Source organism: Picosynechococcus sp. NKBG042902 (genome assembly GCF_963864045.1).
Lineage (GTDB): Bacteria > Cyanobacteriota > Cyanobacteriia > Cyanobacteriales > MRBY01 > MRBY01.
The window spans coordinates 1-13,137 of the sequence record NZ_CAWLTV010000060.1 but is presented as its reverse complement, the minus strand read 5'-3'; the positions used below and the strand labels follow the sequence as shown (position 1 = coordinate 13,137).

Sequence of the window (13,137 nt, the reverse complement as noted above, 5' to 3'; positions counted from 1 at the left end):
CCCCTTAATGGAGAGAAGTTTATCGGTCTTGCCAGCATACCCGCTAACTGTCCCCCTCTTGAGAGGGGTTAGGGGAGTGACACCCTCCGGCCTGACGGCCACCTCCCTCTAGGGAGGATTTTGGGGAGGTTTTGTGTTAGTTGGTTATTGTAATCGAAGTAGATGGGATTGTTTGGGGGTCTGATGGGGGCAATTTGGTTACGGGGTCAGTCGCGCTCTGGGAAAACGACGGCATTGGTGGCGCGGCTAAAAGCTTGGGTGGCAGGGCAGGATCCCCAGGCGGTATTGGTGCCGGGATTATTAGTCTTGGCGGCAAATAATCAAAATCAGCGGCTACTGGCGGATTGGATTCACCAAGAAATTCGCGGCAGCTATCCTTTTGTGAGTAAAACCCCAGTTGCGTTCATGGCCGATGAGGTAGAGCTATTTTTCCCGCTAATCTGCGAACAGTTGGCGATCGCCCCCCCCTTTCCCCTGCGGTTGCGGCCAGAGATGGAACAAAAGTTGGCGCGGGAACTGTGGGCCGACACCCTAGCTACCTGGGAGTTACTGCCCAATGAGCGGTTTCAGAATCGCTTGGTGCGACGACTATTGGATATTTTGCTGCTGGCGGGGGCGGCGGGCATTGCCCTAGAAGAGATTCCCCAACGGCTGATAGCTGGGCAATTATCCCTACTGACAGGCACGGTGGCCATTGGTGCAGAGACAAACCTCCAAGAATTTACAGAAACAGCAGGAAAACTGATCCAACAGTGGCGGGATTGGTGCTTAGGACGAGGTTTTCTCACCTATGGCATTATTTACAATCTCTACGGGCAATATTTACTCAAAAATGAACAATACCAAGCGTCCCTAGGGCAACGGTTTGGGGCAATTTTCGCCGATGATGGCCAAGATTATCCGGCGATCGCCAAGGATTTAGCGGACATTTTATTGAATCAAGGTTGCACCGGAGTCTTTACAGAAAATCCCGCCGGGAGAATTCGCCTCGGTTTAAGCGGTGATCCTGATTATTGGGGCCAATTGGCGCAACGATGCGAGGTGATTCACTTAGAACGACCATCGGGCCTGGGGGCGACCCTCACAGCGCAAATTCGAAAGACTGTGACCCAACCCCAGTTTGGGGGACAACTACCCGCCACCATCCAATCCATTCAAACGGTTGCCCGCGCCCAACTGCTGACACGGGTCAGTGAGCAGATTCAATTTTTAGTGAAAGATCAGGGAGTTGCGCCAGCGGACATTGCGATTATTGCGCCTGGTCTCGATGAGGTGGCCCGTTATACCTTGATAGAGAGCCTCGCCGCCGAAATTCCTCTAGAACCCCTGCGGGAACAGCGGCCCATTGCGAGTTTTCCCTGGGGGCGATCGCTGTTAACTTTGTTGGCGTTAATTTATCCGGGCAGTGGACGGCTAATCCAGAGCCAAGCTGTGGCGGAAATGCTCATGATGCTATCCCAGACCGCCAGCGAAAAGCCATTAATCGATCCCGTGCGGGCTGGTTTGTTGGTGGACTATTGTTTCCAGCCCGACCCGGAGCGGCCCCAACTGCTCCCAGCAACGACGATGCCCAGGGGCGATCGCCTCGGTTATCAAACCACCCAAGCCTACGAAGTCATCCGCCAGTGGATCGAGCAAACCCAAGCGACCCATCAAATTACGCCCCAGGGCATTTTGCAGACCCTAAACCAGGCAATCCAAACCTTTTATCTCCAAAAACTTGCCCCCAGCTATGGCCAACTGGCAACCCTGCGGGAACTCAGCGAGACCGCCCAACACTTTTGGCAATGTGGCGATCGCATAGGGAGTCAAGACACAACGACAGCCCAGCTCGCTGACCTGCTGCAACTAATACAAGCAGAAACCATTACTGCCAATCCCCGTCCCCAGTACAACTTTAACCACCAATCCCCCAATTCCATTACCCTCGTCACCATCTTTCAATACCGCTCCGCCCGTCGCCATCACCCCTATCAGTTTTGGCTGGATGCGGGATCACGTCTCTGGGAAAAAGGCGGTGCCGCAACTTTGTTTGGCTACGGTGTGTTTCAACGCAGTTGGCAAGGGGAGCCTTGGTCTCTGGCAATAGAACAACACGGCGATCGCCAACGGCTTCAGGATATTATCCAAGACCTCCTGGCCCGCGCTGATACCCAAATTTATCTGTGCCACAGTGATTTTGGCACCAATGGCAGTGAACAGCTTGGCCCCCTTTATCCCCTCATCCAAGCCACCCAAGAATGTCCTTCAATCCTCCTCTGAGGGATATGCCATAAAAGTTCTCCCCTGGAGGGGAGTTAGAGGGGTGTCTTTCCCCTAGAGCTAACACTCCCTAACCCCTCCTCAAGAGGGGAACAGTTGGCCGGTGTTCTGGAAAACTTCCTAAAATACCTCCCTTGAGGGAGGTGGCCGCCAGGCCGGAGGGTGCCATTCTCCCCTCATAGGGGAGTTAGAGGGGTATCATTCATGATTGTTCGCTGACATCCATGTAACAAACCCTTTACAGGGGATTGCTTCTCAAAAATAAGCTGATCTAAGTTAAAAGCAGCCTATGATACAGTATCTCGACAGTCTGCATGAATTCTTTTAAAATGTAGGCTTCAATACAACAAAACGCCAAAATAATCTATCCCCCTATCGGAAAAAATTATAGGGAAGCAGAGATCTTATTTCTGGTGTATTCTTCGTCCTTTAAGTTATTCCTTAGGTAACTCCCGTGGTTTCAACAACTTCCCCCGCAGCAACTGAGACTGCTGTCCGTTCAGAGGTTCGTTCCGGTGCATATATTTTGATCGATAGCCTCAAGCGCCATGGTGTCGAATACATTTTTGGCTATCCCGGTGGTGCGATCCTGCCCATTTACGATGCCCTACACCCAGTGGAAGAACGGGGAGAAATTAAGCACATCCTTGTGCGCCACGAACAGGGAGCTTCCCATGCCGCCGATGGCTATGCCCGCGCAACTGGCAAAGTGGGAGTTTGTTTTGGTACCTCTGGCCCTGGGGCAACAAACCTCGTCACAGGGATTGCTACAGCCCATATGGACTCAATTCCCATGGTAGTGATTACAGGCCAAGTTACCCGCGCGGCGATCGGTACAGATGCCTTCCAGGAGACAGATATTTTTGGCATTACCCTACCCGTAGTGAAACATTCCTATGTGGTGCGGGATCCGAAAGATATGGCCCGGATCGTTGCCGAAGCCTTTTACATTGCAAGTACGGGTCGGCCCGGCCCTGTATTAGTAGATGTCCCCAAGGATGTCGGCCTGGAACTGTGTGAATATATTCCCGTTGAACCCGGTGATGTGGATATCCCTGGTTACAAACCTCGCACCGAAGGAGATACCTCCAAAATTGGGGAAGCGGTACGTCTAATTTCTGAATCCCGCAAGCCATTGCTTTACGTCGGTGGCGGTGCCATTACCTCTGGTGCCCACGCAGAAATTAAAGAATTAGCCGAACAGTTCCAAATTCCGGTGACTACAACCCTGATGGGCTTGGGCGCTTTTGATGAACATAATCCCCTCTCCGTTGGGATGTTAGGGATGCATGGTTCGGCCTATGCTAATTTCGCCGTGAGTGAATGTGATCTTTTGATTGCGGTGGGTGCCCGTTTCGATGACCGGGTGACGGGGAAATTAGATGAGTTTGCCTCGGAAGCGAAGGTGATTCACATCGATATTGATCCCGCTGAGGTGGGTAAAAATCGCTTACCGGAAGTCGCCATTGTTGGTGATGTGCGCCATGTGTTGATTGAAATGTTGCAACAGCTAGGCGGCAAGGGTTTACCCCTCGGTAATAAGCCCACGGAAGAATGGCTCAATAAAATTCAAGGTTGGAAAGAAAAACATCCTTTGGTCGCGCCTCGCTTTGCGGATTCGATCTCGCCCCAGTCGGTGATCGTGGAGTTAGACCGCCAGGCTCCCCATGCCTACTACACGACGGATGTGGGTCAGCACCAGATGTGGGCGGCTCAGTTCCTGAAGAATGGCCCCCGCCGCTGGATTTCTAGTGCGGGCTTGGGCACTATGGGCTTTGGTCTTCCGGCGGCCCTAGGAGCAAAGGTGGCGATCGCCGACGAAGAGGTGATTTGTATTAGTGGGGATGCAAGCTTTCAGATGTGTTTGCAAGAGTTGGCGACCCTGGCCCAATACCAAATTAAAGTAAAGACAGTCATCCTAAACAACGGCTGGCAGGGGATGGTGCGCCAATGGCAGCAAAACTTCTATGGTCAGCGCTACTCTTCTTCCAATATGGAAGCGGGGATGCCGAACTTTGAACTGCTCGCCCAAGCCTTTGGGGTAAAGGGCATGGTGGTGGATCATCCAGATGATTTGTCGGGGGCGATCGCCGAAATGTTGGCCCACGATGGCCCTGTATTGTTGGATGTGCGGGTGAAAAAGGCGAAAACTGTTATCCGATGGTCATCCCCGGCAAGAGCAACGCCCACATGATGGGTTTACAAGAGTCCTCTGGAAAGGCTGAATAATTTTTTCCCAGTGAAATAATAAAGAGATGAATGCCAGGAGCGGGGTCTTGCCTTGCTCCTTTTTTGTGGCTCGATTAGGATATAAGCCGCAGCGAATGGGGCAATTTTTTAAGGATGGCTGAACTGGTTTTACATTGGCATCGGCGAGATTTGCGGCTACAGGATAATGTCGCCTTGGCAGAAGCACGGCAACAGTCGGCCAAGGTGGTCGGCATTTTCTGCCTCGATCCGGCCATTTTAGAAAAAGAAGATGTGGCTCCGGCGCGGGTGAAGTATCTGTTAGCGTGCCTGGCAGAATTGGCAGAAAATTACCAAAAAGCGGGCAGTCAACTGCTGATTTTCCAGGGGAATCCCTTAGAGGTCTTGCCCAAAGTTGCAGAATCTCTCAAAGTCCATACGGTCTACTGGAATCTGGACGTGGAACCCTATGCCCAACAGCGGGATCACCAAATGGCGATCGCCTTGCGTGAGGTGGGAGCCAAGGTAGAAACCTTTTGGGATCAGCTCCTCCATGCCCCAGGGAAAGTCTTCACCCAGTCGAAAAAGCCCTACAGCGTGTATTCGCCGTTCTGGAAAAACTGGTCACAAAAGCCCAAAGCCGCCCCCGTTAAGGCCCTCAAAGATTGCCAAGGACTGAGTGATGCAGAACAGAAATCAGCGAAACAACTTGGGGCGATCGCCTTACCGAGTTTGGCTGATCTGGGTTTCAGTTGGGACAAACCATTTACTGTGCCCGTGGGGGAAGCTGCCAGCCTGGAGAAACTCGCTCGTTTTACCGAGAATTTGATTGAAAAATACGATGGCGATCGCAACTTCCCGGCGATCGATGGCACCTCTCGCCTTAGTGCCGCGTTGAAATTTGGGGCGATCGGCATTCGGACGGTTTGGCAAGCCACAGAAACGGCCCTAAAACATTGCCGCAGTAAAGAAGCAGAAGCTGGCGTCACCACCTGGCAGCAGGAATTAGCTTGGCGAGAATTTTATCAACACTGTCTCTTTTTCTTTCCGGAACTTGCCCAGGGGCCATACCGGGAAGAGTTTAAAGACTTTCCCTGGGAAAATGACGAGCAGAAATTTCAAGCTTGGTGCACTGGTCAAACGGGCTATCCGATTATTGATGCAGCGATGCGCCAACTCAACGAAACGGGCTGGATGCATAACCGCTGTCGGATGATTGTTGCCAGTTTTCTCACCAAGGATTTGATTATCGATTGGCGTTGGGGCGAAAAATATTTTATGCAAACCCTCATTGATGGTGATCTCTCGGCCAATAATGGCGGTTGGCAGTGGAGTGCTTCCAGTGGCATGGATCCTAAACCCCTGCGAATTTTTAACCCTTATACCCAAGCTCAAAAATTTGACCCCGAAGCAGACTACATTCGCCACTGGTTGCCAGAGCTAAGCAGTTTGGATACTCAGGTTTTACTCACCGGCCAAATTCCCCGTTTACTCTGTCAGCAGCATGATTACCCAGAGCCGATTGTGGAACACCGGGTACGCCAGCGGGAATTTAAGCGGCTCTACAAATTAGTCAAAGACAAAGCCTAAACAAAACGGGTGAGATTAACGCGATAGCGTTCTTTTTTGGTCATGTTGATCTCGCCAACTTCGACGCGGCCTTTGCCCCTGAGGGAAATCAGATCGCCCGCTTTGACGTTGTAGCTGCTTTGGGTAATGGTTTTCCAGTTAACCCGCACATTCCCGCTGGCGATCGCCTCGGCCATTTTTGCCCGGGACATCCCTAAACCAGCCGAGCCAATGGCATCCAAACGGAGAGAGGCTTCAACGGTGGTGAGTTCTTTCTTTTTCGGGGGGCGTACTTTTAATTCTTCGAGGGGAATCGGCCGCGTTTTCACTGGTACGGAGCGCACCTGCACTAGGGATGTTTCTAAAAAGGGCACAAGTTCCGGAATGACCAAAGCCTGGGCACCGCGATCGCCTAAGACGAGAATGTCACCGACTTTGTCCCGCACGAGCCCAGTACCGAGGAGCGAACCCAGGAAATCCCGGTGGGTCGCCGTATCAAACAAAAAATTACCGGCAATGTCCAAGGCGGCAATTTCCACATGGCTGGCATCGAGGGGAATTTCTTCGCGGGCGATCGCCAACCGTTGCCGTTCTGCTTGGGGGTAGCCGCCTCCATGGACAACCTGGACTTCCGTGAGCTTGCCAAAAATTTCTAAGGCTTCGTAGAGCACCGGCGGCGAAAGAAAATCCGTCTGAACAATTTCCCAAGTGCGAATCGCCTGATCCGCTTGGTCGAGGATCCGACTGAGTTCTGCACGGTTTTCAACGCCCTTGAGTAAATCGTCCTTCGGTAAATTCATAGGCTGGGAAAAGGCGATCGCCAAATAACAAAAGAGAATTTCTAGTGGAAAAACACCATCGCTCGATCATACCAAACCACCCCGTCGCCAATGCCTAAACGGTCGGGAAACCCTCCGTTTACAAACCCCAATCAAGCCATAATAATGAAAACAGTTCATTTACTCTCCTAGGAATTTCTGTGGCTATCTTTGATTGGTTTCGGCGCAAGACAACTGACAAATCCCAAGACACCTCTGAACCAACCGTTACAGAAAAACAGGTGCCAGAATCCCCTCCAGAGGAACCTGCAGCCCCCGAACCGGAAACGACATCAACCCCAGAAATTGACTATCTAAACTGGGCCAAATCTGCCTACAAAAATATCCAAGAAAAAAAGGGTATTGAAACAACTGAGACCCCTCAACCTGAAGCCACAGAACCCCAGGAGCCAGAACCAGAATCAACGCCTGCTGAAACTGAACCAGAAACACCAGCCCCCGAACCAACGGCAGAAGCTCTAGAAACCATCGAAGAAATCGCTCCTCAACCGGAAGCCCCAGCAGAAGCAGTTTCCCCAGAACCAGACAGTGAACCAGCCGAGATCGAAGCCACCGAAACCGTTACACCCGTTGTCCCAGAGCCAGCACCAGAAGTTACTGCTGCCGAAGCAGAGAGTGCCCCAGATAGCGAGACAGTAGCGGAACCAGAACCAGAAACTACCCCAGCAACACCCGCTTGGATGCAAAAGTCCGACGGCCTCGAAAAGCTCAAAGAAACGGCGATCGATACGGAAGGACTAGAGTTTGACGAAAATTTCCTCTGGTCTGCCAAGGTGCTTGCTGATCAAGGCCGTGATGCCAGTGATATTTCCCTCGAAGAAATTGAATGGCTCAAAAAGCTCCGGGATGGTCTCGGTAAAACCCGCCGCAGCTTGGTCAATCAACTCAAGGCTGTGGTGGGTCAAGGGCCGCTCAATGACGAAGCAGTCTTAGAAATTGAATCGCTCCTACTCCAGGCCGATGTGGGCATTGAGGCCACCGATTACATTATCGAAACCCTCCAGGAACGGCTCCGCCAGGAAGCACTGCCTCCCGAAGCGGCGATCGCCTATCTCAAAGAAATCCTCCGGGACATCCTCGATAAACCCTTGGCGAAATTACCCAGCACCGAATTTGCTCCCGAAGCCGACAAGCTCAATGTCTGGATGCTCACTGGCGTCAACGGTGCCGGGAAAACCACCACCATCGGTAAACTGGCCCACCTTGCTAACCAATCGGGTTATCGCTGTGTCATTGCTGCTGCTGATACCTTCCGGGCCGCTGCCGTCGAACAGGTAAAAGTCTGGGGCGAAAGAACTGACACTCCTGTAATCGCCAACCCCGGCAAAAATACTGATCCCGCAGCGGTAGTTTTTGATGGTATTACCGCCGCCCAAGCACGGCAGGCGCAAATTTTGCTGGTGGATACGGCTGGCCGCTTACAAAATAAGAAAAACTTGATGGATGAACTGGCGAAAATCCGGCGGATTGTCGATAAAAAAGCTCCCGATGCCCAGGTGGAATCCCTCTTAGTCCTAGATGCAACCCTCGGCCAAAATGGTCTACGGCAAGCCCAAGTTTTCTCGGAAGCGGCAAAACTCAGTGGCGTTGTCCTGACAAAATTAGATGGTACGGCCCGGGGCGGCGTTGCTCTAGCGGTGAGCCAACAACTTGGTTTACCAATTCGCTTTATCGGCGCTGGGGAAGGGATTGAAGATCTCCGGCCCTTCTCTAGTTATGAATTTGTTGAAGCGCTGCTGGATGGCTAGACTCCAGTAAAATCAAAAATCTTGAGAGGCGGCTATTTGCACTAAGCAACCGCCTTTTTTTGTGGCTTGTAGAATCCTTCGCTTTTGTCACAAAGGATTTAGGCAGATGAAAAATCCCAGTATGCTAAAGGTTAATTCGGCCAGTGCGCAGCAGTTGGTAACCGGAGGTCATGGAGGCAAGGGAAATAAAGAGTTGCCAGAGACTGACAGGGGTGAGAATCGCGCGTCCCCCTGCAAAGATCAAGAGAATTGAGGCCCCAATTAAAATCCAACCCAAGACATGGTTATCTTTTGGGAGGGTGAAGAGGGAAACGACGCCACCAGCCAGGGTCATGACAGCAAGATCGGCAGAAATACCACGCCAAAAAGAATAACGATAGCCACCGGTTGTGAAAAAGATATTTTTACCCAGAAAATAAATGCCCAAAAGAATCAAGCCAAGGCCGATCAATTTACCGAGAAATTTCATTGTTTTTTGTTCCTAGCAATGCTTTAGTGTAGCGAATACCATGATTCATCTGATTTATTCTGATCAATTTCTTGACCATGACACGGGGCGCTCCCACCCAGAAAGTGCGCGACGGTTAACAGCGATCGCCCAAGCCCTGAAAACAGTCCCCTGGGCGAACCAAATTCAGTGGCACGAACCCACGGCGATCGCCTTTCGAGATCCTTTGCCCTGGGTGCGTCAATTGCATGACGACTACTATTTGAAAGAACTGCAAAAATTGGCAGAATCTGGCGGTGGCTATTGGGATCCGGATACTCCTGTTTCACCCCAAAGTTTTAATGTGGCGCTTTTGGCGGTGAATGCCTGTTTGGATGGGGTCGATTTAGCACTTCAGACAAAGGAGTTTGTTTTTGCCTTGGTGCGGCCCCCTGGTCATCACGCCACTCGCAGCACTGGGATGGGATTTTGTCTGCTGGGAAATGTGGCGATCACCGCCCACTATGCTTTGAGTTTAGCGGGGGTTAAAAAAGTGGCGATCCTCGATTGGGATGTCCACCATGGCAACGGCACAGAATATTTAGTCGAGGAAAATCCCCAGATTGTCTATTGTTCTCTCCATCAGGATCCGGCTTATCCCGGCACTGGCCAGGCTCACCATCATGGTCGCCACCAAAATATTTTAAATATTCCCCTCAAACCAGGTGCAGATCAAAGGATCTATACCCAAAAATTCCAGGACGTGGTTTTACCTTACTTGCAAAAGTTTCAGCCGGATCTATTAATTGTCAGTGCGGGCTACGATGCCACCGCGAAAGATCCCTTAGCAGGAATGAATCTCCAACCCCAGGATTACAAAACTTTTAGCGAATTTTGCCAGCAGTTACCTTGTCCAATGATGTTTGTCCTAGAAGGGGGCTATCATCTCCAAACCCTGGCGGAATCAGTGGTCGCCACCCTCGAACCCTTTGTTCAGTAAGGACAATGAATTTCTCCCAGCAGAACCGGACATTGCGCCCCCGTCACCTTCGGCAGATTTCCCGGAAATTCTTTGATGCGCCAGTAGGCTAATACCGCAAAGGCGATCGCCTCTTTTGCATCATGGTTTAAGCCCAGGTCATCGGTGCTTCTGACGGGAATCTGATTTCCGAACGCGGCCTGTAAGCGTTCTCTGAGATAACTATTTCGACATCCACCCCCACAGAGAAAAATTTCATTGGGCAGTTGCGGTAAAAAGAGTTCATAGTTTCGCTGCACCGTTAAGGCTGTAAATTCTGTCAAACTCGCCAACCAATCCGCTTCTGAGAGTTGGAGATCCTGGGCGTCACGCCAGCATTTTTCGAGGAAATCGACACCAAAATATTCCCGACCCGTAGACTTAGGCGGTAGTTGTTCAATGAAAGGATCGGCTAGCCAGCGCTCTACTAAATCTAAATGGGGGGTCCCCTGGGATGCCCAAATTCCATCTTGATCGTAGGCTTGGGCACCGTTGGTTAACTTTTGAATCGCTAAATCTAGGAGTACGTTACCGGGGCCAGTATCCCAACCGATCACGTAATTTTCCCAATCAGCCTGGTTTTTTGGCGGTAAATAGGTGACATTGCCAATGCCCCCCAGGTTTTGAATACAGCGGTGTTTTGTTGGGTCAGCTAGAAGGTAAGCATCAACCTTCGGCACAAGCGGTGCGCCCTGTCCTCCGACGGCAAGATCGGCCCGACGAAAATTACTCACCGTTGGTAAGTTTGTTTGTTGGGCGATCGCCTCACCACGACCCAGTTGCCAACTCAAACCCAAGTTGTCGTTGGGGGGACGATGAAAAATAGTTTGTCCGTGGGAGCCGATTAATTCGGCTTTGCCGTAACGTTCCTGGAGTTGCCTCGCCGCAGTGGCAAAACTGTGGGCAATTTCGTCATCGAGGGCGGCGAATTCAAAGGCACTGAATTTTTCTCCGGCACAAACGGCGAGGATTTTTTCCCGGAGTGGGGGCGCGTAGGAATAGGTCGTAAAGCCGAGTAGTTCAATCTTGATCGCGTCGGCTTCCCCCTGAATCTCCACCAGAGCCGCATCAATGCCATCTACCGAAGTGCCACTCATTAAACCAATTACCCGCATAAATTCTTTTCCCCAAAAGGCGATCGCCACTTTATTATTACCCAACCTTTGAGATGCAGAAATTCTCCATTTCCATGAAGCGTTGGAATCGATCCGTCACAATAGAAGAATTGTCCATGTTTTAGAATCACACACCTGCTATGGCTGCTTCCTCTCGCTTGCGCCGACTTCTGGCCTATCTCAAACCCTATCAACGGGACATTTGGCTAGGGATTGGCGCCCTTATTCTCGTTAATGGCCTGGGCGTTTATCTGCCGATTATCCTTAGTAATACAGTAGATTCGCTCCAAACAGATGTCGGTCTAGGCAATTTAACCCGTGCTGTTTTGTTAATGTTGCTCCTCGCCTCAGTCATGTGGGGCATCCGGATGCTCTCCCGCGTGGCGATTTTCGGTGTGGGTCGGCAAGTGGAGTTTGATCTAAAGCAAAAAATTTTCCAACATCTCCTCACCCTAGAGCCCGCATATTTTGCCAGTCAATCTTCCGGAGATTTAATCAACCGGGCCACCAGTGATGTGGATAATGTGCGCCGTCTCCTGGGTTTTTCCGTGCTTAGTCTAGCTAATACAGTGTTTGCCTACGCGATGACCTTACCAGTGATGTTGTCGCTCCATGGCAAGCTTAGCGTGATGGCGATCGCCGTTTATCCAGCCATGTTACTCACGGTACAACTGTTTAGTGGTCGCTTGCGGGACGAACAAAAAGAAGTCCAAGAGGAGCTTTCAGAGCTCAGTCAATTGATCCAAGAAGACATGAGTGGCATTTCTTTGATCAAAATCTATGCCCAGGAAGCCAACGAACGCCAAGCCTTTGACAAGCAAAATCAAAAGTTGCTACAAGCCAATCTTGGCCTCGCCCGGATTCGGAATCTCCTCTTTCCAATTATTGAAGGAATTTCCTATATCAGCCTATTGATCCTGCTGATCTTTGGGACGAGGGCCATTACCGCTGATGAACTGACGGTGGGGAACTTTATCGCCCTCATCTTATTGGTCGAACGATTGGTTGTACCCACAGCTTTATTGGGTTTTACGATTACGTCCTATCAACGGGGTGAGGTGAGTATTGATCGCATCGAAGCCATCCTCGACAATCAACCTCTCATCCAAGACCGCACCACTGCCCATCCCTTGGATCGTCACCAAGTCGAAGGCCAAATTATTGCCAAGCATCTTTCTTTCACTTACCCCGGTGACAATCGTCCAGCCCTAGATGATCTCAACTTCACCATTAACCCCGGTGAAATCATCGCCATTGTGGGGTCTATTGGGGCAGGGAAATCGACCCTTGCTAATGCCCTGCCGCGGCTGATTGATATTGAACCCGGTCAACTGTTCCTCGATGGGCAAGATCTCACTGATATTCGCCTTCAAGATCTACGCCAGGCGATCGCCTATGTACCCCAAGAGAGTTTTCTCTTCAGTAGCCAAATTCGCGACAACATCGCCTATGGTTTACCCGGTAGTGACCAACCCGAAATTGAATCTTCCGCTCAACAGGCCCAAATTCACCACGAAATTCTGAACTTCCCAAGGCAATACAACACCCTTGTCGGTGAACGCGGCATCACCCTTTCCGGTGGACAACGCCAGCGTAGCTCCCTGGCCCGCGCGTTCATGATTGATGCCCCTGTCCTCATCCTCGACGATGCCCTATCTAGCGTCGATAACAAAACGGCCACCGAAATTCTCGACTACCTCTCCCACTCCCCCCAAAACAAAACCGTCATCTTCATCACCCACCAGCTCTCCGCCGCCGCCAAAGGCGATCGCATTTTCGTCATGGATCACGGCAAAATCGTCCAAACCGGCATCCACGAAGACCTAATCAACCAAGACGGACTCTACAAACAACTCTGGGAGCAAAACCAACTCGCTGAAATCCTCACCTAATCGAGAGCAAACGTAGGGAGGTGGTTGTCAAATCCAGATTGAGGGGCTTAAGGACTTAAAATTCCAAATTTTTTCTTATC

General features: G+C 51.0%; 8 protein-coding genes and 1 pseudogene. 6 read left to right on the top strand and 3 right to left on the bottom strand.

What is annotated here, in order from left to right; all coding sequences use genetic code 11:
• The first annotated feature begins 162 nt into the window (after positions 1 to 162).
• The 3 genes and pseudogenes from AACR41_RS03895 to AACR41_RS03885 all read left to right on the top strand — a co-directional run bounded on the left by AACR41_RS03895 (position 163) and on the right by AACR41_RS03885 (position 6,039).
• Entirely contained in the window at positions 163 to 2,262 is a 2,100-nt protein-coding gene (locus AACR41_RS03895) for a hypothetical protein (protein ID WP_223209943.1), read from the top strand.
• Between the two features lie 454 nt (positions 2,263 to 2,716).
• Positions 2,717 to 4,491: pseudogene (ilvB, locus tag AACR41_RS03890) on the top strand (biosynthetic-type acetolactate synthase large subunit).
• 114 nt (positions 4,492 to 4,605) lie between these two features.
• Complete coding sequence (locus AACR41_RS03885; protein WP_030007664.1) at positions 4,606 to 6,039, top strand: FAD-binding domain-containing protein; 1,434 nt, start codon at positions 4,606 to 4,608, stop codon at positions 6,037 to 6,039.
• On the opposite strand, the gene AACR41_RS03880 is transcribed toward AACR41_RS03885, so the two are convergent.
• Positions 6,036 to 6,818 carry a photosystem II S4 domain protein gene (locus AACR41_RS03880; protein WP_030007663.1) on the bottom strand — a complete coding sequence of 261 codons (783 nt, stop codon included), beginning with the start codon at positions 6,816 to 6,818 and terminating at the stop codon, positions 6,036 to 6,038. The two genes, AACR41_RS03885 and AACR41_RS03880, sit on opposite strands and share 4 nt — an antisense overlap.
• Positions 6,819 to 6,997: 179 nt before the next feature.
• Between AACR41_RS03880 and ftsY the strand changes: the two genes are divergently transcribed.
• Positions 6,998 to 8,605, top strand: a complete 1,608-nt coding sequence (gene ftsY, locus AACR41_RS03875; RefSeq protein ID WP_216627657.1) for a signal recognition particle-docking protein FtsY — start codon at positions 6,998 to 7,000, stop codon at positions 8,603 to 8,605.
• Positions 8,606 to 8,729: 124 nt separating this feature from the next.
• Here ftsY and AACR41_RS03870 read toward each other — a convergent pair whose 3' ends face one another.
• On the bottom strand, positions 8,730 to 9,074 hold the full coding sequence (locus AACR41_RS03870) for a hypothetical protein (protein ID WP_030007661.1): 345 nt from the start codon (positions 9,072 to 9,074) through the stop codon (positions 8,730 to 8,732).
• Between the two features lie 40 nt (positions 9,075 to 9,114).
• On the opposite strand from AACR41_RS03870, the gene AACR41_RS03865 reads away from it, so the two are divergent.
• Positions 9,115 to 10,032 (top strand): histone deacetylase family protein, encoded by a 918-nt coding sequence (locus AACR41_RS03865; protein WP_030007660.1) that lies wholly within the window; start codon positions 9,115 to 9,117, stop codon positions 10,030 to 10,032.
• Here AACR41_RS03865 and AACR41_RS03860 read toward each other — a convergent pair.
• The gene (locus AACR41_RS03860; protein ID WP_030007659.1) at positions 10,026 to 11,165 is read right to left on the bottom strand and encodes an anhydro-N-acetylmuramic acid kinase; all 1,140 of its coding nucleotides are present in this window, start codon (positions 11,163 to 11,165) and stop codon (positions 10,026 to 10,028) included. The two genes, AACR41_RS03865 and AACR41_RS03860, sit on opposite strands and share 7 nt — an antisense overlap.
• 140 nt (positions 11,166 to 11,305) lie before the next feature.
• On the opposite strand from AACR41_RS03860, the gene AACR41_RS03855 reads away from it, so the two are divergent.
• Positions 11,306 to 13,057: an ABC transporter ATP-binding protein gene (locus AACR41_RS03855; protein ID WP_030007658.1), complete on the top strand. Its 1,752-nt coding sequence runs from the start codon at positions 11,306 to 11,308 to the stop codon at positions 13,055 to 13,057.
• Positions 13,058 to 13,137 lie beyond the last annotated feature (80 nt).

Bases quoted from the DNA above. Each gene is read 5' to 3' on its own strand.
- AACR41_RS03865 (WP_030007660.1), top strand. From the start codon at position 9,115: ATGATTCATCTGATTTATTCTGATCAATTTCTTGACCATGACACGGGG.
- AACR41_RS03855 (WP_030007658.1), top strand. From the start codon at position 11,306: ATGGCTGCTTCCTCTCGCTTGCGCCGACTTCTGGCCTATCTCAAACCC.
- AACR41_RS03860 (WP_030007659.1), bottom strand. From the start codon at position 11,165: ATGCGGGTAATTGGTTTAATGAGTGGCACTTCGGTAGATGGCATTGAT.
- AACR41_RS03895 (WP_223209943.1), top strand. From the start codon at position 163: ATGGGATTGTTTGGGGGTCTGATGGGGGCAATTTGGTTACGGGGTCAG.
- AACR41_RS03880 (WP_030007663.1), bottom strand. From the start codon at position 6,818: ATGAATTTACCGAAGGACGATTTACTCAAGGGCGTTGAAAACCGTGCA.
- AACR41_RS03870 (WP_030007661.1), bottom strand. From the start codon at position 9,074: ATGAAATTTCTCGGTAAATTGATCGGCCTTGGCTTGATTCTTTTGGGC.
- AACR41_RS03885 (WP_030007664.1), top strand. From the start codon at position 4,606: ATGGCTGAACTGGTTTTACATTGGCATCGGCGAGATTTGCGGCTACAG.